At 72.9% G+C, this 25,241-nt stretch carries 20 protein-coding genes; 7 read left to right on the top strand and 13 right to left on the bottom strand.

All coding sequences use genetic code 11. The annotated features are described in order from the left end of the window. Window positions 1-144 precede the first annotated feature (144 nt). Window positions 145-2,058, top strand: a complete 1,914-nt coding sequence (locus tag AC2RP6_RS18955) for a RiPP maturation radical SAM C-methyltransferase (RefSeq protein WP_486447265.1) — start codon at window positions 145-147, stop codon at window positions 2,056-2,058. After that, window positions 2,055-2,726, top strand: coding sequence for a DUF5825 family protein (locus AC2RP6_RS18950; protein ID WP_486447264.1), 672 nt, complete (start codon window positions 2,055-2,057; stop codon window positions 2,724-2,726). The genes AC2RP6_RS18955 and AC2RP6_RS18950 overlap by 4 nt, the downstream gene beginning before the upstream one ends. A gap of 144 nt (window positions 2,727-2,870) precedes the next feature. Here AC2RP6_RS18950 and AC2RP6_RS18945 read toward each other — a convergent pair whose 3' ends face one another. From AC2RP6_RS18945 to AC2RP6_RS18895, 11 genes are all read right to left on the bottom strand, one after another. Then, the gene (locus tag AC2RP6_RS18945; RefSeq protein WP_486447263.1) at window positions 2,871-3,752 is read right to left on the bottom strand and encodes an immunity 49 family protein; all 882 of its coding nucleotides are present in this window, start codon (window positions 3,750-3,752) and stop codon (window positions 2,871-2,873) included. Window positions 3,753-3,759: 7 nt separating this feature from the next. Further along, window positions 3,760-4,617, bottom strand: a complete 858-nt coding sequence (locus AC2RP6_RS18940; protein WP_486447262.1) for an immunity 49 family protein — start codon at window positions 4,615-4,617, stop codon at window positions 3,760-3,762. Further along, window positions 4,614-7,490 (bottom strand): hypothetical protein, encoded by a 2,877-nt coding sequence (locus AC2RP6_RS18935; RefSeq protein ID WP_486447261.1) that lies wholly within the window; start codon window positions 7,488-7,490, stop codon window positions 4,614-4,616. The genes AC2RP6_RS18940 and AC2RP6_RS18935 overlap by 4 nt, the downstream gene beginning before the upstream one ends. Beyond that, a complete protein-coding gene (locus AC2RP6_RS18930; protein WP_486447260.1) occupies window positions 7,487-7,915 on the bottom strand; it encodes a DUF6507 family protein in 429 nt (142 codons plus the stop codon). Before AC2RP6_RS18930 ends, AC2RP6_RS18935 begins: the two co-directional genes overlap by 4 nt. Window positions 7,916-8,002: 87 nt before the next feature. Beyond that, on the bottom strand, window positions 8,003-8,317 hold the full coding sequence (locus tag AC2RP6_RS18925) for a pore-forming ESAT-6 family protein (protein ID WP_486447259.1): 315 nt from the start codon (window positions 8,315-8,317) through the stop codon (window positions 8,003-8,005). A 68-nt stretch (window positions 8,318-8,385) separates the two neighbouring features. Then, window positions 8,386-8,718 (bottom strand): hypothetical protein, encoded by a 333-nt coding sequence (locus AC2RP6_RS18920; protein ID WP_486447258.1) that lies wholly within the window; start codon window positions 8,716-8,718, stop codon window positions 8,386-8,388. A gap of 130 nt (window positions 8,719-8,848) precedes the next feature. After that, complete coding sequence (locus AC2RP6_RS18915; protein ID WP_486447257.1) at window positions 8,849-10,267, bottom strand: DUF6177 family protein; 1,419 nt, start codon at window positions 10,265-10,267, stop codon at window positions 8,849-8,851. Window positions 10,268-10,283: 16 nt separating this feature from the next. Next, complete coding sequence (eccCa, locus tag AC2RP6_RS18910; RefSeq protein ID WP_486447256.1) at window positions 10,284-14,258, bottom strand: type VII secretion protein EccCa; 3,975 nt, start codon at window positions 14,256-14,258, stop codon at window positions 10,284-10,286. 2 nt (window positions 14,259-14,260) lie between these two features. Further along, window positions 14,261-15,160 carry a MinD/ParA family ATP-binding protein gene (locus tag AC2RP6_RS18905; RefSeq protein WP_486450377.1) on the bottom strand — a complete coding sequence of 300 codons (900 nt, stop codon included), beginning with the start codon at window positions 15,158-15,160 and terminating at the stop codon, window positions 14,261-14,263. Between the two features lie 651 nt (window positions 15,161-15,811). Beyond that, window positions 15,812-17,167 carry a type VII secretion integral membrane protein EccD gene (gene eccD, locus AC2RP6_RS18900; RefSeq protein WP_486447255.1) on the bottom strand — a complete coding sequence of 452 codons (1,356 nt, stop codon included), beginning with the start codon at window positions 17,165-17,167 and terminating at the stop codon, window positions 15,812-15,814. 108 nt (window positions 17,168-17,275) lie between these two features. Beyond that, window positions 17,276-17,665, bottom strand: a complete 390-nt coding sequence (locus AC2RP6_RS18895; protein WP_486447254.1) for a hypothetical protein — start codon at window positions 17,663-17,665, stop codon at window positions 17,276-17,278. A 366-nt stretch (window positions 17,666-18,031) separates the two neighbouring features. On the opposite strand from AC2RP6_RS18895, the gene AC2RP6_RS18890 reads away from it, so the two are divergent. From AC2RP6_RS18890 to AC2RP6_RS18875, 4 genes are all read left to right on the top strand, one after another. Then, entirely contained in the window at window positions 18,032-19,291 is a 1,260-nt protein-coding gene (locus AC2RP6_RS18890; protein WP_486447253.1) for a serine hydrolase domain-containing protein, read from the top strand. A gap of 81 nt (window positions 19,292-19,372) precedes the next feature. Further along, the gene (locus tag AC2RP6_RS18885) at window positions 19,373-19,897 is read left to right on the top strand and encodes a GNAT family N-acetyltransferase (RefSeq protein WP_486447252.1); all 525 of its coding nucleotides are present in this window, start codon (window positions 19,373-19,375) and stop codon (window positions 19,895-19,897) included. Between the two features lie 55 nt (window positions 19,898-19,952). Next, entirely contained in the window at window positions 19,953-20,468 is a 516-nt protein-coding gene (locus tag AC2RP6_RS18880; RefSeq protein ID WP_486447251.1) for a SigE family RNA polymerase sigma factor, read from the top strand. 84 nt (window positions 20,469-20,552) lie between these two features. Then, a complete protein-coding gene (locus tag AC2RP6_RS18875) occupies window positions 20,553-21,851 on the top strand; it encodes a hypothetical protein (protein ID WP_486447250.1) in 1,299 nt (432 codons plus the stop codon). Between the two features lie 40 nt (window positions 21,852-21,891). On the opposite strand, the gene AC2RP6_RS18870 is transcribed toward AC2RP6_RS18875, so the two are convergent. Beyond that, entirely contained in the window at window positions 21,892-23,625 is a 1,734-nt protein-coding gene (locus AC2RP6_RS18870; RefSeq protein ID WP_486447249.1) for a bifunctional 3'-5' exonuclease/DNA polymerase, read from the bottom strand. Between the two features lie 154 nt (window positions 23,626-23,779). On the opposite strand from AC2RP6_RS18870, the gene AC2RP6_RS18865 reads away from it, so the two are divergent. Then, the gene (locus AC2RP6_RS18865; RefSeq protein ID WP_486447248.1) at window positions 23,780-24,976 is read left to right on the top strand and encodes a DUF2786 domain-containing protein; all 1,197 of its coding nucleotides are present in this window, start codon (window positions 23,780-23,782) and stop codon (window positions 24,974-24,976) included. On the opposite strand, the gene tatA is transcribed toward AC2RP6_RS18865, so the two are convergent. Then, window positions 24,973-25,137: a Sec-independent protein translocase subunit TatA gene (gene tatA, locus AC2RP6_RS18860; protein WP_486447247.1), complete on the bottom strand. Its 165-nt coding sequence runs from the start codon at window positions 25,135-25,137 to the stop codon at window positions 24,973-24,975. The two genes, AC2RP6_RS18865 and tatA, sit on opposite strands and share 4 nt — an antisense overlap. Window positions 25,138-25,241 lie beyond the last annotated feature (104 nt).

Here is a 25,241-nt window from a genome sequence, read left to right as displayed (position 1 = left end):
GGCGATCCATCGTGAAGAAGACCACCATCGTCAGCGACCCACGCGCGATGGCCGCGGGCAAGAGATCCGGCACGGACGTCATCGGCGTGCGCAGGACCCTTGCGGTGGAAGGACTCTGAGAAAGGCCGGAGGGCTGCTCCGCACATGCGTGTGACTCTGGTGAACATGCCGTGGGCCTCATTGGACACGCCGTCCCTCGCGCTGGGGATCCTGCATTCCGTCGGCCGCTCCCACCGGGCGGACGTGGAGACGGTGAACGCCAACCTGGACTTCTACGACTGGGCGGCGGAAGCGGTCGGACTGAGTGTCGAGGACTACGAGTTCTTCGCCAGCCACGCGTACTTCGAAGGCTACGGGGACTGGGTGTTCTCCAGCGCCCTCCACGGCGTTCCCGCCTGGCGGGTAAGCGAGTTCGAGGAGCGGATGGCGCAGGGTCTCGGCCCGCACCTGCGGGCCGTGACCCTGGCCCTCCACGAGGCGTCCGCGCGGTTCGTCGAGGAACTGGCCGTGCGGATCGCCGACACCCGGCCGGACATGGTCGGTTTCACCACCACGTTCCAGCAGAACACGGCGGCCCTGGCCACGGCCGCGGCGATCAAGAGGCTGTCGCCGGGCACCGTCACGGTGCTCGGCGGCGCCAACTGCGACGGCCCGCAGGGCGCGGCCCTGCACCGCAACTTCCCCGCCGTCGACTACGTGGTCCGCGGCGAGGGCGAGCGCGCCTTCCCCGCGCTGCTCGGCGTGGTCCGCGGCGAAGTGGAGCCGGCGACGGTCCCCGGGCTGTGCTGGCGCCGTCCCGACGGCGCGCACCGGGCGAACGAGATGACCCGGCTGCCGCTCCCGCCGGGCGAGCTGAAGCAGCCGGACTACCGGCCCTACTTCACCCGGGTGCAGACCTCCGCGGCCCGTTCCCGGATCGAGCCGAAGCTGGTGCTGGAGGGCTCGCGCGGCTGCTGGTGGGGCGAGAAGCACCACTGCACCTTCTGCGGGCTCAACGGATCGTCGATGGCCTTCCGCAGCAAGGCCCCCGAGACGTTCCTCGACGAGATCCTGGAACAGACCCGGCTCCACCAGGTGCTCGACGTCCTCGTCGTCGACAACATCCTCGACATGGGCTACCTGCGCAGCGTGATGCCCGCCCTGATCGAGCGGGGCCACGACCTGCGCTTCCACTACGAGATCAAGTCCAACCTCCGCTACCGCCACCTGCAGACCCTCGCCGACGCCGGCCTCGTCCAGGTCCAGCCCGGTATCGAGAGCCTCAGCAGCCGGGTCCTGCGCCTGATGGACAAGGGCGTCACCGGCTGCCAGAACGTCCGCCACCTGCGGGACGCCCAGTCCGCCGGGCTGTGGGCCACGTGGAACTACCTCTACGGCTTCCCCGGCGAACGGGAGCGCGACTACACCGAGGTGATCCGCCAGCTGCCCGCCCTCGCCCACCTCACCCCGCCGGACGGCGTCACCCGCATCGAGATCGAGCGGTTCAGCCCCTACTTCGACCGGCCGGAGCTGGGCTTCGCACCGCTGCGGCCGGCCTCGCACTACGCGGTCGTGTACGACCTGCCGGAGGCGGAGCTGTACGACCTGGCCTACCTCTTCGACGCCCCGCACGCCGGCATCGACGAAACCGTGGCCAAGCAACTCGCGGGCGCCGTCGAGCGGTGGCGCGACCTGCACCTGCACAGCAGCCTCACCCGTTACGACATCGGATCGAGAATCGTGCTGACCAACCGGCGGGAAGACTTCGACTGGACGACGCGGAGCATCACGGACCCGGTCGAAGTGGCAGCGTTCCACCTGCTGGAGGACCCGCGGAGCGCGCAGTCGCTGACCCACCGGCTCAGCGCCCGCTTCAACGCCAGCGTCTCCGCTGCCCGGGTCGCCGAGCTGCTCGCGGAATGGGGCGAGGCCGGGCTCCTCTTCGAGGACGCCGACCGGTACGTCCACGTGGTGCCCCTGGGCACCAACGCGGAGCTGACCCGGCTCGGCGGCTGCGCCCCGGACCTGACCCGGGACTTCGCGCGGGCCCCCGGCCCGGCGTACGAGGACGCCTCGTGATCGCGGTCCGCAAGCCGGTGATCGACCTCTGGCGGGACTACCGGGACCACGCGCGGACCCTGCCCGGCATGCACCTCGGCAGCGTCGCCGTCGCCGACGCCGCCGCGGACGCCGCGCGCAGCGCGCGCGAGCTGTACCGCACGGGCGTGCGCCGGGCCGAGTTCAGCGCGCTGCTGGACCTGTCCGCCGCGGCCGACCCGCTCTGCGCCGTACGGGTCCTGGACCTGGTGCGGGAGCTGACCGCCTGGGGCGTCGTGGTCGACTGGCGCGTGCGGCTGCCGGGCGCCGGGTCGTCCCGGTCCGGCCCGTCGGCGTTCACCCTCAGCCACCTCTACCCGCCGTCCGGGATCGAGGGTCCGGCCGACGCGGCGGATCTGCGCTCGGCCTGGGCCGAGGGCTTCTTCCTCGGCAAGTGCCTCGTCCGCAACGGCCCCGGCTTCCTGGAGATCCGCGACCACCGCTCCGGCGCGCTGAACCGGATCGTGATCGACGAACCGGCCTACCTCGCCGGGGTGGAGGCGGTCCGTACCTCCCCGGCGGCCGACGGCGTGGACCCCGGCGTCCGGGACGACCTGGCGGCGGAGTCCCTCCTGGTCGGCGTGGGCGACCTGTGGTGGTGGGCCCCCCACCGCCCCCACCGCTGGCCGCAGCCCCCCTTCCGGGTCTGAGGGCGGCGCGTGAGCCCGGACAACGGCTCAGAACACGGGCAGGGCGGTGCCACCGGATCGGGTCGACGCCGGCACGGGCAGTAGGGCGATCAGGGTGTCGCCGTCGCCCCTGGGGACGATGAACTCGGCGATCTCCCTCCGGCCTCAAGCGTGCGGCCCCGGCTGCGCTTCGCACTGGCCGTGCCGGGCGAAGTCGAGGAGGGCGGCGGGCAGGTAACCGGACTCGACCTCGACCGGGATCCCGTTGGCCTTGGCCAGGCAGGCGATCGCCAGCGGTCCGACGGCGACGACGCCGCGGATGACCACCTTCCGGTCCTCGTCGGCGGTCCAGTACTCCTTGTGCTGCCGCAGGGCGTCGGCCAGGCACTCGTTGAAGCCGGCGGCGTCACCGCGCAGGTAGCGGTGGAGCATCATGATCGGCGGGCGGCACAGCTTGGCCATCTCGTCCCCGTCAAGGGTCGAGGCCTGCTCGGGAACGCACAGGTTCACGGCCCGCACCAGGTGTGCGCCCAGGTCGGCACGGCGGAGCCAGTAGCTCTGGAGGGTCTCCACCCAGTCGTACGCGTACTCGTCCAGGCGACCGCCGAAGGCGCGCAGCAGGGACACCGGGATCCGTGCCAGCATGTTGAGGCCGGCTACGTCACGGCAGATGATCGCGAGGTAGAAGGCGTTGATCCACGTGCTGGCGTTGAGGTAGGCCTGCGGCCCGGTGGTGGCCAGGCGGCGCTCTTCGCGGCGGATCGTGCAGGCGACGGTCTCCCCGTCGGGAGCGGTGGTGGCGGTGAAGACGGCCGAGTGCACCTGCGCGGCCAGGTACCAGGACTCCCAGGTCCCCCGCAGGGCCGCGCGGGGGTCCACGGCCGAGCGGACGAGGGCGACGTTCAGTGAACCCCGGACCGCGCCCGACCTGGAGTTGTGCGAAGTCTCGAACTTCTCCAGCGCATAGGACACCGAACGCTCCATGACAGGCACCACCGCTGCCATGTCGTCCTTCGGATAGTCCTGCCGGGGGACGATCACGGTCATGCGTGCCTTACGTGGGGAACTCGCCCACCCAGCCGCGGGTGAGCAGGTGGTGGGGGAGGTATCCCGATTCCACCTCGACCGGCATGCCTCCGTCGAGGGCGAGGCACGCGACGGCCAGAGGGGCCAGCGCCAGGTGTCCGGCAGGGTCCTCGGCCCGGTCCTCGTCGGCGGTCCAGTACGCCTTGTGCAGCTCCAGGGCCTTCACCAAGGCCTCGTTGAAACCGTCGGAGTCCCGAGTGATGAAGAGGTAGAAGAGGTGAATCGGCGGAGCGAGTGTCCCCTGCAGGAGACCGTGGGGTGTCTGCACCGCGACGTCCGGTGCCGACATCTCGACGGCACGGGTCAGCTTGTCCACGAGCCCGGGCCCCTGGAGCCAGTACGTCTGCAGCGTGTCGACCCAGTGCCGAACGAACTCGTCGTATCCGCCGGAATCGATCCGGTCGAGGGGGAATCGGCTCAGCTCGGTGAGGCGGTCCTGGTCCCGGCACACCACGGCGAGCCAGAACGTGGTCAACCACGTTCCGAGTTCGGCGAAGCCTTCGTCGGCACCAGTGGCCGGGAGCGTGCGCACCTTGCGGTTGATGCGGCACTGCACGGTCCCGTGGTCCCCCGCGGCGGTCGCGAAGACGGCGGCGCCCAGCTGAAGCGTATTGACCACCGCCTCCCAGGTTTCCAACTTCGCCGCTCGGGGGTCGACCGTGCATCGGGCCTGGAGATGCAGGAGCGACTTGCCGAAGATGCGTCCGAGCGAGTGCGGGAGCTGCTCCAGCCTGTCGATGGACTGCGCCAGGTTCTCGCCGAGAGATTCAGCCCACTTCTCTTCCGTTTCGCCCGGTGAAAAATGCCGGTCGACGATGACGGTCAACGGAGGCTCCTCTTGCTGATGTCAAAGCGCTGGTACTGGTAGCCAGTGTACTGGAGGCCGTTTCGGTCACCCTTGACCACGACGTACTCGAGCGTTCCATTGTCGAAGGCCGTTTCCAACGCCTCCGCGAGTATCCTCTCGGAATCGTTCTTCTTACCTCGCTTGTGCATTTCGCGGATGATGTCGAAGAAGTATTCCTGAGATCCCTGGGACACCCTGCGTCCGGTCGGAAGATTTCGAGCGCCGAGGTCGGTGTCTATGCTGCTCTTCGCTTCGACCACGACGTACCTGCCGTCCGGGGTCTTCCACACCTGGTCGAACTGGTCGTTGCCGTTCTTGGGGCCGTCGAGGGCTTCCTTCGTGGATCCGGCGTGGTGTTCGGCGATGTAGTGGTGTTCCGCGACGTACTCGCCGTACGCTCCCGTCTCCTCGATCATTGACTTGTGGTACTGCCGGTACGATTCCCGGCCCTCTGCCAGGTGGCGCGCGGTTTCGTCGGTGCCGTGAAGCTTGTGAGCTGCGTCCGCCTCCTGCTTGAACAATTCGCTCAGTTTGTCCACGACGACGGAGAAGAACCGGTTGCGCGTCGCGTTGTTGAGACCGGCGAGCCGGGCCGGGTCCGTCACGGAGCCGGGCGCTTCGTGCACGTATTTCGGGTCGAGATAGTGCGGCTTCGGGGGAGCAGGCGCGTCCTTCGCCCGGATCCAGGGGGAGTCGTCGCCGAGCCTCGTGAGCTGAGGCGGGGTCATGCCGCTCTCGTCCTTGAAGTCCAGGTTCTTCCGGTTGCCATTGCTCTTGTAGAACTCTTCGAAATATCCGGGCTCGGTATTTGCTCGATATGCCTGGATCTGTTCGATCTGGAGGTCGGTGAGCTGCCCAGGGGGTCCGTAGGGGTCGTCGCCGTCCCGCATGAAGCTGGGCCGCTCCACCGTGGTTCGGGGTGTCGCGGGGTTCGCAGGCGCGGCGTCGTCGCCGGCGCGGGTCACGTCGTCCACGCCGCCGGTGCCCGGACCGTCCGGGAGGCCGTTCGTGCCGGGGCCGACCGGGTGCGTGCCGCCCGTGCCGCCCGGGCCGTCGGCGTGGGTGGCGCCGGAGCCCGGGCCGTCGGCGTGGGCGCCGGCCGTGGACGGGCCGTCCGGGTGGGTGGCGCCCGTCGGGGTCGGGGAGTCCGGGCGGGGGCCGCCCGGGTTGTTGAGGTCGTTGCGCGGCATGTTGTCCGGGGCGTGGCCGCCCGGAGTGTGGTCGCCCGCGTGGCCGCCGGGGGTGGTGTCGGCGCCGCGGGGGCCGTTGTCCAGGGCGTGGACCGGGTCGGAGATGTTGCTGCCGAGGCGGATGCCGTTGTCGCCGCCGCGGGCGCCGGCGCCGACCAGTTCGCGCTCCGGGACCCTCGCGGTGGACGGGGTGTCCGTCTTCGGGGCGTCGGTGCGCGGTACGCCCGAGTCCGCCTCCGGGGTCGGCTCCTGGCGGGCCGCGGCGCCGCTCTGGTCGAGGGAGCCGTCGGCCTTGTAGATGTTGCCTTCGAGGTCCATGAACTTCGGCGGGCCGTCCACCGGGAGCTTGACCGTGCCCGGGGGCAGGGTCGTCGTGCCCTCGGGGAGTTTGATGTTGCCGTCGGGGAGCTTGATCGCGCCGTCGGGGACCGCGGAGCCCGACGGGAGGTGGATCGCGCCGTCCGGGAGGTGGATGGCGCCCTCGGGGAGCGCGACCACGCCGTCCACGTTGATGTTCGGGATCTCGAGCTTGCCCATGCCCCGCAGACCGGCCATCACGTCGCCGATCTTCGAGAAGCCCGCGCCCGCGCCCTTGAAGATGTACGTCATCGGGTCGATCACGTGCCCGGCCTTGCCCGCGAACGACAGGGTCTTGGCGACCGCGCCCGCCTTGCCCGCGCCGGAGGCGGCGCCGCCCGCGCCGCCGGTGAAGATCGTGGTCACGACGTTGAAGGTGACCGCTCCCGCCGCGCGGGAGGGGTTCGAGCCCCACTGGTCCCAGGCGAGCAGTGCCTTGCCGGTCTCCTTCATCGCCGTACGGGAGTCCCGCAGCCACGACGGCAGCTTGTCGTCCGGTGCCGCGAGGAAGAGGGGGCCGACGCCCGGGATCGTCGAGATGGCCAGGCCGGTGCCCAGCTTGGCGAGGCCCGTCCAGGACTGCTTGAACACGTCCCAGCCCTGCAGGCCGACGAGGCCGCCGAGGCCCTTGAGGGTGCCCCAGATGCCGTCGACGACGATGCCCTTGCCGAACTCCCAGGCGTGCTCCCAGATCTGCCACGCCGGGATGGACTCCTCCACCGCGTCGCCCCAGGGCAGGGACTTGGACTGCTTCATCGCCTCGGCGTCGTAGCCGTACATGTCCTTGGCGTTGGAGCCGTCGTTGACCCGCAGCGGCTTCCCGCCGACCAGGGCGACGATCTTCGCGTAGGCCGCGCGCTCCACTTCCTGGAACTCGGCCCACACTTCGGCGATCTTGTTGCGGCGATCGAGGTTCTCGTCGATCAGGTCGCCGTCTTCACGCCATTTGTCGTCCTTGTCCGTCTTCTCGCGGAACGCCACCGCTTCCGCTTTGAGGCTCTCCAGCTTCTTGATGACGGGCGCCGCGTCGCGCGAGTACGTGCCGAGCGCGCCGGCGATCGTGCACATGTCGGAGCTGAGCTTCAGGCCCAGGTCCGAGACCGGCTTGGTCGTCGCGAACAGCTGGTCGGCCTCCGGTGCCTGGTAGAACGCCTGCAGCCCGCCGAAGCTGGTGTGGACGTCCGAGGCCTTCGTCGAGACCGTGGCCCCGCCCGAGGAGATCAGCTTGACCTTCGCGTCCAGCGTCGGCAGGTCTCCCGTGAAGACGGGGACCTCGGCCGGGTCGACCGGTGCGTTGCCGCTCACTTCTTGCCCCCGGTCTTCTCGCGCAGGATGTCGAGGTTCACCGACTTGGCCGCGTCCTGGGCCGCCTTGGCCTGGTCCAGGTCGCCTTCGAGGTACTCGTTCGTCGCCGACACCGCGCCGAGGATGCACGCCTCGATGCGCTCGGCCATCGACTTGAACTCCGGCTTGCGCGCGGTCAGGTACTCGCCGAGCGCGGCGGCCACCGGGCCCATCGCCTTCTGGCTCAGCGGCGGTGCTCCCACGGGCACGGGGCCCTGCAGCTTCGTTTCCGCCTGCGAGCCGGGCACGGCCGTCCCCGCGGCCTGCGCCGCTTCCGACATGGCCGTGAGCAGGGCGTTCAGGGCCTTCTCCAGCTCGCCGGCGTTCCCGCCGACGGTCTTCAACTGACCCTGCACACCCTGCGGCTTGATGTCCCATGACGTCATGGACGACCCACCCCCGTGAACCCGACTTCCCTGCTGACCCGCTGACCCGCTGACCCGCTGACCCGCTGACCCGCCGAAACGACCCTGCTAGCCGATGTTGTCGACCGCGGCCTTCGCGCGCTGCAGCGTCTGGCGCGCGGTCGCGTCGTTCTTCTCCAGCGTCGTGTTCAGCAGCTGGATGATGTTCTTGACCTCCTGCGAGGCGTTCTTCCAGCGCAGCTCCTTGGCGTGGTAGTCGTCCGCCACGCCGTCCGCCGCGAAGTCCGACATCGCCGCGGACACCTGCGCCTCACGCGCGGCGATGACCTGCTCCAGCTGGCCGATCACGCCCTTGATGCCGCCCTGCACCTCCGTCGAGGCGCCCACGTCGTACGCACGACGGTCCGTCCCACCTGCACCCATGACAACCCACTCCCCGTGAACGTGAAGAAGAAGACTCGAAAAAAGGAAGACCCGGAACCGCGGCGGTCCTAGCGGCCGCGGAAGCGGGCCGCGTCGAAGTTCGCCGCGCCCTGCGACTGACGGGCGTTCTCGCCCTGCTCCTGGTCACCCGACCCGAACGCCTGCTCCATGCCCGACTGGCCGCCCAGGATCGCCGCCAGCGAGGCGTTGAGCTCCTTGGCGATGTCGTCCGCACGCAGCTTGAACGAGTCGAAGGCGACCTTGCCCTGTCCCTGGAACTTGCCCTCCAGCGGCTGCGCCGCGGCGACCAGCTGCTTGATCAGCGAACCCAGATCGGTGTTCGAGTTACGCGACCCCGACATCAGGTTCGTCAGAACCTGAGTCCCCATGTCGAACTTCATCCCACACTCCCCCGCACTCTCCACGGATGATCAATCGATCACCAGTATGACCAGTTCTATCAACATACATCGCACCTGCAACGTGCAACGAGACAGTTGTGACCTACCCATGACAAACCGCCAGGCATCTTCACGATCCCTTCAGATGCCGGGTCAGCCGCTCGAAGTCCGCCCACCCCGCCAGGTCCGACGGATCGCCCGGCAGCGGGTAGTAGTAGCCCGGACGGGACTTGGGCCCCAGGGGCACCGGCGCCTCGGCCAGCGGAGTGCGCCGGGCCCGGTCGTCCGGCATGCCGCGGACCTCCTCCGCGCCCAGGACGAAGGCCAGCGGAACCCCCGGCCCCTCGAAGCGCGGCGGCACCAGCAGGTCACGCCGGGCTTTGCGGAGCTGTACGAGCATCGACTGCAGCCGGTGCCGGGTGACGAGGGCCTCCGCCACGCGCGGCAGGGCGTCCAGCGGCGGCTCCTCCCCGTCGCCGTAGCCGAGCGCCATCGTCACGGTCTCCTCGACACCCGCCTTCGTACGGCTGACCCGCACCGTGGCGAGCCCGGGACGCTCCGGACCGCCGACGACCACGAACCAGGTCGGCTCGGGGGCCCGCGCGAAGGCCACGTCCGTCAGCCGGCCCGGCGACCAGGGCAGGTTGGCGGGCTCGGCCGTGCCCCAACCGGCCGGCGCGGCGCCCGTCAGCTCGCGCCAGGCCGTCTCCAGGGCCCCGCCGAGGACCAGCCGGTCGTCCGCGGGGTGGATCGTGCGGAAGGTGAGGGCCAGCTGCCGCTCGGGCGTGTTCACCGCCTCCTTGTAGGTGGCGGCGACCGGCGTCCGCGGGTCCTCCTCGGTGGCGTCCGGCGACACGAGCGTGGCGAACATGCCCTCCTGCCAGCGCAGCACCGCACCCGAGAGGCCGTCGTAGTACCCGTCCCGCTGGTCCCGGACGACCCACCGCGAGGGCCACTCCGGCATGTTCGCCAGCACCGCGGGGGAGAGCACCGTCCCGGGCGGGGTCACGATCTGCAGGCCCCGCTCGGCCGCGGCGGCGGCCCGGAAGGCGTCGGAGAGCCAGGCCGTCATCGCGACGACCGGCCGGTCCATGATCACCACGGCGGCGTTCGGGGTCAGCACGTCGACGGCGGGCTGCGCCGCGGCGGGCGTCGGCGCCACGCTGATCCCGTCGCTCGGCACCACCGCCACCGACCGCGCCAGCTCCGGCGGCCAGGCGCTCCCCCCGGCCAGCGAGGCCAGGCGGGCCGCGAAGGTGCCCGCGAGGCGTTCGGCCTCGGGCACGCCGGTGGTGGCGCGGGCCTCGGTCCACCAGTACGGCACCCGCGGCGGGGTGGCGCCGAGGAGCCGCTCCGCCTCCCCCTCGACCTGTACGAGCAGCGGTGCCTCGACGGAGACGAGCGGCCGCCCCTGCTCGTCGCACAGCTGGATGACCGCCCCCTCGCCGGCCGTCTCCACCAGCTTGTCGGGGCCGCCGGAGAGCAGGCCCGCGAGCACTGTCCCGGGGGCGGGCATCTGCCGGGTCAGGGCGACGACGTCCTTGGTCATGTGGTCCTGCGGCCCTTCACTCGGGTGTGTACACGGTCTGGACCAGCCGGTTCGACTGGCCCCTGCGGACGAGCACGCCGCGGCCGGCGGGGTGCTGGGCGGCGTACACCCCCGGGAACAGCTGGCCCTCGCTCCGGTCGCCCGCCATGACGACCGCCGAGGCACCCGATTCGCGCAGGCCCTGCACCAGCGGCTCGTACATCCCGCGCGAGGCGCCCGCGACGCGGCGGGTCAGCACGAAGTGCAGGCCGATGTCCGCCGCCGACGGGATGTACGGGACGAACGGCGCCAGCGGCGACTGGCCCGCGGTGGTCAGCACGTCGTAGTCGTCGACGAGGACCACGATCCGCGGCCCGCCGCCCCAGCTGCCCGGCTCCAGGTCCTCCAGCGGGGCGCTGTCGTCGGGCATCCGCCGTTCCAGTTCGGTGGCGATGCCCGCGGCCAGCCCGGCGCACATCTTGGCGTTGTAGGCGTAGCCGCCGTTGAACTCCTCCGGGACCACACCGCGCAGGCTGCGCCGCGGGTCCATGATCGCGAAGACCAGCTCGTCCTCGCCGTAGCGCTCGACGAGACCGCGGGCGATGGTCTTGAGCAGGTTCGTCTTGCCGCACTCGCTGTCCCCCATGACCAGCAGGTGCTGGTCATGGTGGAACAGGTCGAGCAGTACGGGCGCCAGCGCGCTCTGGTCGAGGCCGACCGGCACCCGCTTCGGCTCGGCGACCGGGCCGGGCAGCAGGTGCGGTTCCAGCACGTGCGGCAGCACCCGTACCGGCTGGGCGGCGTCGCCGCTCCAGGTGGCGCGGATCGTACGGGCCGTGCGCTCCAGCACCGAGCCCAGCTCCGCGGTGTCGGTGAGGCCGTCCGTGCGGGGCAGCGCCACCTGCGCGAACAGTTTGCCGTCGGTCAGGACCCGGCCCGGCTCGTCGGGGGCGAGGGTCTCGGCGAGCTTGCGCTCGATGCTGGACTCGCTCGGGTCGTTGAGGCGCAGCTCGACGCGGGTGCCGAAGTTCGACTGGACGGCGATGCGGACGTCGTTCCAGCGGAGCATGCCCGCCACCACGTGGATGCCGTAGCCGCCGCCGCGCTTGAGGATGTCGACGACGGCGTCGTCGAGCTCCTCGAAGTCGTCGCGCAGCGCGCCGAACCCGTCGATGACCAGGACGATCTCTGCGGAGGCCAGCTGCGGCAGCCGGCCGGCCGCGTGCAGGGTGCGCAGCTGCTCGACGGAGTCGATGCCGTGCTCCCGGAAGAGGTCCTCGCGCAGGGCGAGCATCGTGCGGACCTCTTCGACGGTGCGGGCCGCGCGTTCGCGGTCGGCGCGGCCGGCGATCCCGCCCACGTGCGGCAGGCCTGCCAGGGTCTGGAGGCCGCCGCCGACCAGGTCGAGACCGTAGACGCCGACCTCCTGCGGGGTGTGGGTCAGGGCGAGCGAGAGGACCAGGGTCCGCAGCAGGGTGGTCTTGCCCGACTGCGGGCCGCCGATGACGGCCGCGTGCCCGCCCGCGACGGTGAGGTCGAGGTACCAGCGGCCCTGCCACTGCTTCGTCGGGTCGTCGAGCAGGCCGAGCGGCACCACGAGCCGGTCCCGGCGCCCGGCGAGCTGCATGCCGCGCACGCCCACGTCGAGGGGGCCCGCGACGGTGTCCAGGGAGACCGCGTCGGGCAGCGGGGGCAGCCAGATGCGGCGCACCGGGCCGGCGGCGTGCCGGAGCTGGTCGACGATGACGCCCATCTCGGTGGGACCGGTCTCGCGCCGCCGCGCCGAGGGCTCCGGGCCGCCCGCGCCCTCCTGCTCGGCCGGGGCGTTGAACGCCCCGTACTCCAGGGCGAGCGGGCCGCTGTCCTCGTCCTCGGCGCGTTGCACGGGCCCCCGGTAGGCGCCGGAGACGTAGCTCGCCTTGAAGCGCTCGTAGTGGCTGGTGTCGACCTTGAGGTAGCCGAAGCCGGGCAGCGGCGGGAGGTGGAAGGCGTCGGTGGTGTCCAGGACGGTGCGCGACTCGTCGGCGGAGAAGGTGCGCAGGCCCAGCCGGTAGGAGAGGTAGGTGTCCAGGCCCTTGAGCTTGCCGCCCTCGATGCGCTGGCTCGACAGCAGCAGGTGGACGCCGATGGACCGGCCGATGCGGCCGATGGACAGGAACAGGTCGATGAAGTCGGGCTTGGCGGTGAGGAGTTCACCGAACTCGTCGATGACGACGAACAGGTGCGGGAGCGGGTCCAGGTCGGGCCGGCGGTCGGCGCGCAGCGCCGCGTAGTCACCGATGTCGGCGACGTTGCCGGCGTCCTTGAGGACCTGCTGGCGGCGCTTGACCTCGCCGGCCAGCGAGGCGTGGACGCGCTCGACGAGACCGGCCTGGTTCTCCAGGTTGGTGATGACACCGGCGACGTGCGGGAGGTCGGCGAACGGCGCGAAGGTCGCACCGCCCTTGTAGTCGACGAGGACCAGCGCGAGGTCCTCCGGCGGGTGCGTGGCCACCAGGGCGAGGACGAGCGTGCGCAGCAGTTCGGACTTGCCGGAACCGGTCGCGCCGACGCACAGGCCGTGCGGGCCCATGCCCAGCTCGGAGGACTCCTTGAGGTCCAGCAGCACCGGCTCGCGGGCGTCGCTGATGCCGATGGGCACGCGCAGGAAGGCGCGTTCGCCGCGCGGGGCCCACAGGCCCGCCAGGTCCAGACGGGCCACGTCGTCGATGCCGAGCAGGTCGGCGAAGTCGACGGGGCCGGACAGCGGGGCGTCGACGAGGGACTCGGCGGACAGGCGCAGCGGGGCGAGCATCCGGGCGAAACCCTCGGCGAAGGGGATGCCGACCTCGTCGACGGTGCCGTGGGCGCTGATGGGCTCGTCCTGGCGCAGGTCCTCGATGAGTACCCGGTCGCCGTCGACGGTGATGCGCACGCCGACGTGGCCGGGTTCCTGGATGCGCTGTTCGAGCAGGTGCAGGACGGTGACGCCCATCTCGCGCAGGCCGACCGCGTCGTCGGGGCGGGGGAGTTCGACCGCGTCCTCGCCGTGTCCGTCGGTCACGACGAGCAGCCGGGACGTCATGGACAGGGCGTCCTTGCCGGACAGTCCGCGGCGCACCTCGGCCGCGTAGGAGGCGCGGCGGCGCAGCTCGGGGCCGATCTGCCGGGCGAGCTGGTCCGCGGAGGGGGCGATGCGGCGGGCGGCCACGGGGCCGTCGAGCTGCTCGGTGTCGAGGAGGTGGGGCATCCACTTGGCCCACTCCCAGTCCGGGAGCCGGTCGCCGGGCACGGCCAGCGCGATCGCCACGTCATCGGGGGCGTGCAGGGCCGCGGCCTGCACCAGCAGGGCGCGGGCGACGCGCAGGCAGTCCTCGCGGGGGCCGATGACGCTGATGTTGCCGATGCGGTCCAGCGGCACGGTGAGCGGGAGTTCGGTGCCGTTGCGGAAGCGGGCCGTGAGGGCCGAGGCCTCGTTCAGCATGAACCGGTCGGGCGGGGTGAGGACCGTGGAGCCCTGCTGGCCGATCTGCAGGTCCCGGACCGGCATCTCGCCGGTGCCGACGCGCACGCGCAGGAAGTCGCCGTCGGTGCGGCGGCGCTCCCACAGTCGGGCCGGGTCGCGGACGATGTCGTACAGGGCGTGCGGGGGCGGGTTGAGCACGTCGGCGTGCTCGCCGCGGTCGCGCTCCTCGGCGGAGAGCTCCTCGCGCAGGTCCTCCAGGTAGGCGAGGTAGGCCTCGCGCTGGGTGCGGCGGGTGCGCTGGGCCTTGCCGCGCTGCGAGAAGACCAGTGCCACCGAGCCGATGATGGTGACGACGAGGATCAGCGCGCCGAGCGCGGCGAACTGGCTGTTGCGCACCACCGTCATCATCACGACGGACGACATGACGCCGGCCACGGGCAGCAGCGACATCGCGATGCTGCCCGCCTTCCCCTCGGGGAGGTTGGGCGGTGCCTCGATGGTGCGTGCGGCGGGCGGCGCCGGGGGCCTGACGGTCCGCGCCGGGCGGTGGATCAGTCGGGTACTCATCGTCAGTGGCGCTTCTGGGAGAGCTCGAAGACGTCCGCGGCGAGCCGGGCGGCGGTCTGCCGGGTCGCGTGGGCGAGCAGTTCGGTACGGATGTGGCCGCCGTCGGCGAGGTGGCGGTCGTACGGCAGGACGTGGACGCTCGGCCCGGCCGCCTCCAGGGTGCGGACCGCGTCGGCCAGGTCGAGCCCGCAGTGCGGTGCCTGCTCGGTGATGACGACGGAGGTGCTGGCCAGCATGTGCGGGGGGAGCCCCTGCATCCACTGCAGGACCGCGTAGGTGCTGCTGACGCCGTCCAGGGTGGCGGGGGCGGCCAGGACGCGGGCCTGGGAGGCGGACAGGGCGACGCGGGCGACCTCGGCGGGGAGCGTCTCGCAGTCCACGACGGTCACGCCGAAGTAGCGGCGCAGCGCGACCATGGCCCGTTCGTAGGAGGGGGTGTCGAGCATCGCGCCGATCTGGCCCTGGCTGCCCGGCAGCAGCCAGGCGTTGTCGCGCAGCTGGACGAGGTAGCCGGTGATGTCGAGCAGTGACATCTGGGGCTCGACGATGTCTGCGACGTCGCCGGTGGTCCAGCGCAGGCTCTCGGCGCCGAGCCGGATCGGCAGGGAGCCGAGGGCCGGGTCGGCCTCGACGAAGAGGACGGGGTCCTGCCGGTAGTGCGCGTACGTGGTGCCGAGCAGGGCGGCGACGGTGGACTTGCCGGCGCCGCCGCGGATGGAGGTGACGGCGATCTGGCGGCCGGTGGTCACCGGCCGCTGGAGCACCTCGGCGGCGCGGGTGGCTTCGGCGACCTCGCGGGCGGCCGAGGAGGAAACGGTTCTCCGTACGGCGCGCAGGGCGCGGGCGGTGAAGGGCTCGCCGTGCCGGGGCTTGCGGCCGGCGCCGGAGAGCTTCCGGTCCACGGCGGGCTTGGAGTCGGGGGTCCGGGTCTGCCGCCCGGCCCCGGCGGGGGCGTACGCGGCGCGGTGCGGCTGCTGGGGCTGCGCCGGCGCCTCGGGGTACGGGCGGCCCTGCGACGGCACGCCGCCCCGCGGCCCGGGCGCCGCCACCGCGGCGCCCGGCGCCCGGTGCTGCTGGGGGTGGCCGTACGCGGGGTCCTGGGCGGGGGTGTGCCCGCCGGTGCCGTGCGGCGCGGTGCCTGCCGGGCCGGGGTTCTGCGGGCCGGTGCCCGCACCGGGGCCCTGCTGGGGGTGGCCGTACGCGGGGTCCTGTGCGGGGGTGTGCCCGCCGGTGCCGTGCGGCGCGGTGCCTGCCGGGCCGGGGTTCTGCGGGCCGGTGCCCGCACCGGGGCCCGCCGGGCCGGGGCCCTGCGGCTCGGTGCCCGGGGCCTGGGGGTGACCGTGGCCGGGGGGCTGGGCGGGGGTGTGCCCGGCCGGGGCCGCCGCGCCGGGGCCTTGCGGGTCGGCGGTCGGGTGCCCCTGCGCGGGGGCCGCGGCGGGACCCGCGGCCTGCCCCTGCCCCTGCGCCGGAGGCCGCGCCGCGCCCCGGAGGTCGCGCAGGACGTCGCCCTGCCAGTTCTCTGCGTTCGGCATGTCTGCCCCTGCCCCTCTTCCTCAGAACTTGTTGAGCAGCTGCCCGTACACGCCGAACACCCCGACGGCGAGCGGGAAGAGCCCCACCATGCCCACCGACTCGATGAGGTCGGCCGTGCGCCGCAGCCGGACCTGCACGTGGTCCGGCGGCTGCACCGCCAGGACGAGCAGCGGCAGCAGCGCGGCCACGACCAGCACGGCGAGCGGCCCGGCGCCCCCGTCGTGCCCGGTCCACAGCATCACCAGGCGCACGACGAGCAGGGCCGCGGCGGCGAGCAGCGCCACGACCTCGGCCACCAGCGGGAAGGCGCGCGCCCTCGACAGCAGGACGACGGCGACCAGCGAGGGCAGCGCGACCGTCCACACGGAGGGCTTCTCGGCGAGCGTCAGCAGCCAGCCGGCGGCCGCCGCGGAGATCGCGGTGACGATCGTGGCGAGGGCCAGCCCGCGGTGCGTGGCGGCGAGGGCGTTGCCCACCTCGTGGCGGCTGACCGAGGCGCCGCCGGAGCGGCGGTCGTCGAGGGCGGTGAGCCCGGAGGTCATCAGCGCGAGCCGCGGCAGCAGGCCGAGCAGCACCACGGAGACGAGGGCCATGACGGCACCGAGCCGGGCCGGGTCGTCCTGGACGGCGGCGACGGCCTCCCACAGGGCGGTGATCACGGCGGTGGCCGCGGCTCCGAAGAGCCCGCCGCGGCCGAGCGGCGAGAAGTGCCCCAGCAGGGCCAGCGTCAGGACGAGCGCACCGGCGACGGCCGCGAGCCGCGCCGTGCCCGGCCAGTCGTGGGCGTCGGCGGCGGTCCACGCGGTGAGGACGCCCAGGCCGCCGGAGGCGAGCAGGAGCGCCGTCGCGAGGCCCCGGTTGCCCTGGCCGATCCGCGAGACGAGGGCACCGGCCGCCATCAGGACGAGCGTGACGACGGCGAGGCCGCCGGCCAGTGCCCCGAGGGCGAACTCCTGCCGGGCGAGCAGCGCGGCGGTCACCGTGAAGGCGACGGTCGCCACGCCCGCGCTGCCCCGCCGGGCGGCGGGCCGCCAGCGCCAGGCCTGCAGGTCGAGGTCGTCCGAGACCAGGTCGGTGACGTCGTGGACCACCGGGGCGGGCGGTGCGGAATGGCTCCTGACCAGGCGCAGGACGGCGCCGTCGGCTATGCCGGACGTCGCGAGCGTGCTGTCGTGCGGCAGGGCGGTGCCGTCCGGCGCGATCAGCTGGCGGGTCAGCGGCCGGGCCGCCGCCCGGTCGTCCAGCAGCTGGAGTATGTCCGGGAGCAGCTGGCCGATCGGGGTGTCGGACGGCAGGACCATGTCGGCACGGCGCCGCTCACCGATCAGGGTCACCCGGCTCAGTTGCGCCCGGGAAGTCGTTGCTGTGCTCACCACTTGCGGGAACCTATCATCGCGGGTTTGCGACCTTTCGGGCCAAGGGGGACGGGGCGCCGCTGCCGGACCGTGAACTCTCCCGGATCTGCACGCCTGCTGCTTCTTCCTCTACGACTGCACCGGCTTGGGCGACGGGGCCGTGTGCGAGGGAGTGGGCGGGGACGTCTTCTTCGGCGGCTTCGGGGACTTCGTCACGGACGGGCTCGCCGGAGCGGACGGCTGCGGCGATTTCGCGGGCTGCCCGTACGGCTGCAGCTGGCCCTGCTGTTGCTGCTGCTGTTTCTCGGCCTTCTGCTTCGCGAGGGTGTGCTGGACGAAGGACCAGCCGACGCAACCCGCGCACAGGACGGCCGCGATGGCGATGCCGGCGAAGAGCTTGCCGAGCCGTTCGTCCGCCGTGCGCCGCGCCCGCTGGGCGCCGAAGAGCAGGGCGTCCCTCATCCTGCGGCGGCGTACCGCCACCGACTCCAGAAGCTGGCTGTCGTAGTCCCGTGCCATCTGTCGTCCGTCGCCCCAGTCCCGGCTCGTCGAGCACCTACCACCGCTCCAGGGCGCGGCTCCTGAAGGTGCGCCATGCCGAGCCCCCGTGTTTTGCCTCTGCAACATAGAGCATGTGTGCGGATCGAGCACATCCGGACCGGGGAGTGAACCGGTGAGGAAACCGGTGGAGAAACCGGGGCGGGATCCGCGGAGCGAGCCGCGGAGCGAACCGGGACCGCGCCGGGCGTGAGCCGGGCGTGAGCCGGGCCTGAGCAGGGAGTACGCGGCCGGTCGGGTCGCCCGCCCGTGAGCGCGGGGTTAGCGTGGAGGACGGGCTCCGTCCCGTCGCGTGATCTTCGTCCTGCTCGTGTGAGGAGGCCGGACATGAGGACAGCCTGGCGCGGTGCGGCCGTGGCCGCGGCGGCCCTGGGACTGCTGGCGTCGCCGGTGGCCGCCGGTGCGGGAGCGGCGTACGCGTGGGGCGCGTCCGCCCGGACGCCGTCGGCCGCGACGGTCCCTGCCGGGGCTCCGACCCCCACCCCGACGCCCGCTCCGACCCCCGCATCCGGGGAGTTCCCGCAGCTGACCCCCGCCGTGGCGCGGGAGCTGGACACCGCGATCCGGAAGGTCATGACCGAGGCGAAGGTGCCCGGAGTGATCGTGGCGCTGTCGGCGCCCGGCAAGGGCACGTACGTCCGCTCCTTCGGCGTCGCGGACGAGTCGACGGGCATGCCGATGTCCCCCGGTCTGAACATGCGGATCGGCAGCGAGACGAAGACCTTCACCGTGACCGCCCTGCTGCAGCTGGTCGACGAGGGCAAGGTGGGCCTGGACGACCCGATCGGGAAGTACGTGAGCGGTGTGCCGAACGGCGACCGCATCACCCTGCGCGAGCTGGCGGGCATGCGCAGCGGGCTGTTCAACTACTCCGCGGACGAGGACTTCGGGAAGGCGTTCCTGACCGACCCCCGCCGCCCCTTCACCCCCCAGCAGCTCCTCGGGTACTCCTTCAAGCACCCGGTGCTCTTCGAACCGAACGCGAAGTTCGACTACAGCAACACCAACCTGATCCTGCTGGGGCTGGTGGTGGAGAAGGTCACCGGGCAGCAGCTCGACTCCTACATCAACCGAGAAGTGGTCGCCGCCGCGGGCCTCAAGCACACGCTCTTCCCCGTCGGCGCGGAGTTCCCGGCCCCGCACGCCCAGGGCTACACGAACCAGACGCTGTCCGGGAAGACCGCCGACGCCACCGACTGGAACCCCTCCTGGGGCTGGGCCGCCGGAGCGATGATCTCGGACCTCTCCGACCTGCGGAGCTGGGCGAAGACCCTGGCCACCGGCACCCTGCTGAAGCCCGCCACGCAGGCGGAACGTCTGAAGGTTGTGCCGTCCCTGCCGGGCGCGGGATACGGGCTGGGCATCTTCAACGTCCAGGGCTGGATCGGGCACAACGGCTCCCTGCCCGGCTACCAGTCGCTGACCGTCTACCTGCCCGGACCGCAGGCGACCCTGGTCGTCCTGCTCAACACGGACACCGACCACCGCGGCAGCGAACCCAGCACCCTCCTCGGGCAGGCGATCACCAAGATCGTGACCCCCGGGCACGTCTACACCCTGCCGGCCCAGCCCGTGACCGGGCACTGAGCGGCCCCCGGCCGGAACTCCCGTCGTAGCGTGGGCGCTTCGAGGCGGCGCGCCACGCACACACACCCGAGGGAGCGGCACATGAGCGGTCAGGCAGCAGAGCGGCAGGCCGACCGGTCCGACCGGACCGGACCGGACGTCGTCGTCCGCCCGGCCGGGGAGGCGGACGTGGAGACGGCGGCCGCGCTGTTCCGCGGCTACCTCGACTTCTACGAGGTCGAGGTCGAGGACGCCGACGCCCCACGGGCGTTCCTGGCGGAGCGGATCGCCAAGGACGAGTCCCTGGTCCTGCTCGCCGACGTGCCCGGCGCCGGGACCGTCGGCTTCGCACAGGTCTACCGGGCCTTCTCCTCGCTGACGCTGACGACCGCGTGGATCCTCAACGACCTGTACGTCGCCCCGCCCGGCCGCCGCACCGGCGCCGGCCGGGCCCTGCTGCGCGAGGTGCTGCGCCGGGCCCGGGCCGCCGGGGTGGCGGGCGTGCAGCTGGAGACCGCGTACGACAACACGGTCGCGCAGGGGCTCTACGAGGCGGAGGGCTTCGTCCGCGAGGAGTTCCACGTCTACTTCCACGACCTGTCCGGTGTGACTTCGGCCGACGGGTGAAACATTCCCGGGGCCCGTCGCGTCATGGGAGTGGGACGGACGCGAGGGGGAGCGGATGCGACAGGGTCGCAGGGACGGGTTCCGGGAATTCGCGGCGGGCCGGTCGGGGCATCTGTACCGGTCGGCCTGCCTGCTGGCGAGCGGGGACACCCATCTCGCGGAGGACCTGGTGCAGGAGACCCTGGGCCGGATGTACCTCCACTGGGGCCGGATCGCCCGCGTGGACAACCCCGCGGCGTACGCGCAGACGGTGCTGGTACGGGCCTTCCTCACGCACCGCCGCCGCCGGTCGGCGGGGGAGCGGCCGGTCGGACGGTACCCCGACACCGCGGAGGCGGCGACGGTCGGCGGGGATCCGGTGCTGCGGATGACGCTGATGGAGGCGCTGGGGCGGCTGGCGCCCAAGGACCGGGCGGTGCTGGTGCTGCGCTACTGGGAGGACCGCAGCGTCGAGGAGACCGCCGATGCCATGAACGTCAGCTCGGCGGCAGTGCGTACGCGTACCTCCCGGGCACTGGCCCGGCTGCGGGAGGAGCTGGGCGGCAGCCTCGGCGCCTTCGCGGAACTCTGAAGGCGCCGCGGGCGCCGTACCCCTCGCCCCCCTCCCCCTCCGCATGGCCCATCCCCACCCTTGAAACGGAAGGTCTAGTTCCTCATGCCCTTTGAAGATGATCTCGGTGCGGCCCTCCGGCAGGCGGGGAACGGCTTCACGGCGGACCGGCACGCCCTGGTGGACGCCGGCGAGGAGCGCGGCCGGCGCCTGCTGGCACGCCGCCGGGCCGCGGTGGTCGGCGGAGCCGTGCTCGCCCTGGCCCTGATCGCGACGGCCGGCGCCTACACCGGCGGCCTCCTCGACGGCGCGGGCGGCGCGGACGCGGTGGAGGTCGCGGCGCAGCCGCCGACCCGGCCCGGCGGTTCGGGCGCGGGCGGCGGGACCGGCGGCGGGGCCGGGAACCCGAGGGTCGGCACCGGTGCGGTCAGCGCCGAGCGGATGATGGCCGACCTGGAGAGGGCACTGGCGCCCGCGGGCGGGACGGTGACCGCCACCCATGCGCGCGGCACGGAGAGCGAAGGGGGGGCGGCGGTCGCCGGTGTGTACGACGACGGGAAGGGCAAGGCGGCCATCTCCGTCAGCCTCTCCAGGATCGACCCCCGGGGCACCGGGGCCGAGCAGCTCACCCGGTGCGGGGACAGGACCCTCCGCGGCTACGACGACTGCCGGACCGAGTCGCTGCCGGAAGGGGGGAGGCTCCTGATCGAGAAGGGGTACGAGTACGCCGACCGCCGGGTGGACACCAAGTGCTGGCGGGCCGTGTTCGTCACCGCGGCGGGGTTCCTGGTGGAGGCCTCCGAGTGGAACGCCCCGGCGGAGAAGGACGCGGCCGTCACCCGGCCCGCCCCGCCCCTGGACAGCGCGCAGTTGAAGGATCTGGTGGTCTCGCAGGTCTGGCGTGCGGCGCTGAACGACCTGCCGGCCGCCGAGCCGGAGCCGGAGTCGGAGCCGGCCCGGCCGGAAGCCGGTCCGGGCGCGCCGCTGAAGGACCGGAGCGCAGCCGACTCCCTGGAGTCACTGCTGGTCCCGGTCGGGATCCCGATCGCCTCCCGGGGCGGGGAGGGATCGTACGGGTACGCCGTGCTCGACGACGGCAAGGGCACCTCCCTGGTCCAGCTCAACGTCTCCCAGGGGGAGAGCACCTCGGGCTTCACGGGCGCCGACGTCACCACCGAGCCCGACGGGACGAAGGTCCGGATCACGCAGGGGTCTGCCGAGAAGGGCAAGGGCGTGGTCCAGTGGACCGTGGACACCCTGCGGGTCGACGGCCTGCGGGTGACGGTGTCCGGCTTCAACGCCGCGAACCAGAACGGCCCCGCCGGCCGCCCGACGCCCGCGGTCACGCTGGAGGAGCTGAAGGGAATCGCCCTCGCACCGGGCTGGAACCGGGACCGCAACTAGGGGTGTCGTGGCCGTGTCGCCGAAGTGGCGCCGGGTCCTGTCACTTGGCGTCGGCGTAGCACTCCACGACCGCCGTCGTGAACGGGAAGCGGACCGGGGTGTCGCCGAAGGCGATCCGGCCGGCCCGGTCGCCGGCGGCGCGGATCGCCTCGACGACGGCCCCGGCCTCCTCGGCCGGGCAGTGCACCATCACCTCGTCGTGCTGGAAGAACACCAGCTCCGCGCGCATCCCGGCGGTCGCCTGCCGCAGGGCGGCCAGCATCAGCAGGGCCCAGTCGGCGGCGCTGCCCTGGACGACGAAGTTGCGGGTGAAGCGGCCGCGGGCCCGGCTGTTGGTGGAGGCGTAGGCCGGCGTCCAGCCGTCCTCCCGGTCCCGGGCGGTGCCGGCCTCGTCCTCGGGCCCGCCCCCGCCCGGGTCGACGCCCCCGTCGCCCGCCTCCTCGCCCTCGCCGGAGCCGACGGGCGGCGGGCAGGTGCGGCCGAGCCAGGTGCGGACGAGCCGGCCCTCCTCCCCGGCCCTCGCCGCGTCGTCCACGTAGGCCACGGCCCGGGGGAAGCGGCGGCGCAGCGCGGCCAGGTTCTTCAGGCCGTCCCCGGAGGTCTGCCCGTAGACGGCGCCGAGGACGGCGATCTTGGCCTTGTCGCGGTCTCCGGAGAAGCCCTGGCGGGACACGGCGGTGTAGAGGTCCTCGGGCCGGCCGGCCACCTCCATGAAGGCGGGGTCGCGGGAGATCGCGGCGAGCACGCGCGGTTCCATCTGGTCGGCGTCGGCGACGACGAGCCGCCAGCCCGGGTCGGCGACGACGGCCCGCCGGATCACCTTCGGGATCTGCAGGGCGCCGCCGCCGTTGGTGACCCAGCGGCCCGTGAGCGTGCCGCCGGGGATGAACTCCGGGCGGAACCGGCCCGCGTGCACCCAGTCGCCGAGCCAGCTCCAGCCGTGGGCGGTGTAGATCCGGTACAGCTTCTTGTACTCGATCAACGGCTCGACGGCGGGGTGGTCCAGCTCCTGGATCTCCCAGCGGCGGGTGGACTTCAGCTTGATGCCGTCCTTGGCGAAGGCCCTGATGACCTCCGCGGGCAGGTCGGGGCGCACCCGCCGGCCGAAGGCCGCCGAGACGCGGTCGGCCAGCTCGGCGAGGCGCCGGGGCTCACCGCCGCCCGCGTACCGCTCGCCGAGCAGCTCGGTCAGCAGGGCACGGTGCACGTCGGCCCGCCAGGGCAGGCCGGCCCGGTTCATCTCGGCGGCGACGAGGAAGGCCGCGGACTCGGCGGCGACGAGCAGCCGCATCCGGTCGGGGTGCGCGGTCCCGCCGAGCCGCCGCACCTGGTCGGCGTGGACATCCAGCAGGGCGTCCAGGGGGAGCGGGGCGGCGGGCTGCGGGTCGAAGAGCGAGTCCTGGGCGCGCGGGTCGGCCGCGCGCTGCGGCGGATCGGGCGGTACGGGGGCGTCGTTGAGCCGCGCCCAGGCGGCCGCGGCCGAGCGGGGCTCGCCGGAGCGGCCCTCGTGGCCGAGGAGCAGCAGCTCGGCGTCCTCGATGTCGTGGCACCGCTCGACGCGGACACCGGCCGCGAGCAGGCGCGGGTACACGGCGGCGGTGGACCGCCAGACCCAGCGGGTGCCGGGCGGGGCGCCGCGGACCGCCTCGGCGGGATCACGGACGCGCAGCGGCGCCCCGCCCGCCCGCGCCGCGTCCGCGGGGTGCACGGGGGCGGCGTGCCACCAGCCGTCGCCGTCCTCGGCGAGGGCCCACCGGGGAGTGCGGTCGCTCATGGGTGCGAGTGTCCCACCGGGGTCCGACAGCCGCGCCGCGGCGGGCCGTCCCCCGGCCCGGCGCGGCGGGCGCGGGCGGCGGCCGCCTTCGCGCACACCTCCCGGTCGTCGGCCGGGAGCGGGCCGTGAGGGCGGACATGCCAAGCTGAGAGGTGTGAGCAACTCTGCCGAGACCGTCGACCGGGCCTTCGCCGCAGCCCTCTACGCCCAGGACGACGCCGGGCTGGACACCGGGGCCTCGCTGCTCGTCGCCGATTCCGGGTGCTGGCCCGGGGTGGGCAGGGAGCTGCTGGCGCGCGGGGAGGCGTACGTACGGCAGGGCTGGGAGCGGGGCTGGCAGCCGGCCGACGTGCTGCGGCTGGTCCGCCGCGACCTCGACGAGCGGCACCGGCGGATCACCGGCGACCTGATCGCCGCGGAGGCGCGCCGCTACGCCCGGCTCCCGGAGCGCTGGACCACCGCCGAGGTGTGGTGGAAGGGCGACGAGGAGTACGCCGACGCCCTCGCGCAGCGGGAACGGGCGGACCGGTTCACGCTGGCCACCGCCTTCCTGGAGGTGCTGCGGCTGCTCATCCGGCTGCCCTCGATCGAGCCCGTCGGCCCGCTGCCGGGCGACCCGGTCGACGCGCTAGCGGAGCACGCCCACATCGAGCCGCGCATGCTGGGCCGCATCCGGGCCCTGCTCGCGAAGGCCGAGGCGACCGGTTACCCGGAGGAGGCCGAGGCGCTGAGTGCCAAGGCCCAGGAGCTGATGGCCCGGCACACCGTCGACGAGGCCGTGCTGGCGGCGAGCGGCAAGCGCCCCGCCCAGGTGCCGGCGGCCCGCCGGATCGGGGTCGAGCCTCCGTACGAGGAGGCGAAGGCGGTCCTGCTCGACGCGGTCGCCTCCGCCAACCGCTGCCGGGCGGTGTGGAACAGCGGCCTGGAGTTCTCCACGGTGGTCGGCTTCGAGAGCGACCTGGAGGCGGTGGAACTGCTGCACACCTCGCTCCTCGTGCAGGGCACGGCCGCGATGACCCGGGCGGAGGCCGCCCAGCGCTCGGGCGGCCGCAAGCGCACCAAGACCTTCCGGCAGTCGTTCCTGCTGGCCTACGCGAGCCGGCTCGGCCAACGCCTCGCCGAGACCGCCGAACACACGGCGGCGCAGGCCCCGGACAACCTGCCGGCCCTGGTCGCACGGGACGTGGCGGTCACCTCGCGGGCCGAGGAGATGTTCCCGCGGACCACCACCACCCGGCTGCGCGGTGCCACCGACCACGCGGGATGGGAGGACGGCACGGCCGCCGCCGACCGCGCCCACGTGGGCGGCCCCCGCCCGAAGCTCCCCCCGCGCCAGGGAGAATCCGGCTAGGGGGTGTCGTCCGTGCGCATCGCCCGGGCCTCCGACTTCAGGATGCGCATCGACTTCCCCAGCGAACGGGCCATGTCGGGCAGCTTCTTCGAACCGAACACCAGCAGGCAGACCACCAGGACGACGAGCAGGTGCCAGGGTTGGGCGGCATTGCGGAACACGGGCGTTCCCCTTTCGGACGATCCGGTTTCTCTTCGGGACCCTTCGCGCGACCGGCCCATGGAACAGGCAGGGCAAGGCGCGGGACAAATCTGAAGAAGTCCTG

This window comes from Streptomyces sp. WAC03905 (assembly GCF_057371075.1).
This window is presented reverse-complemented; position numbering and strand designations above follow the sequence as displayed.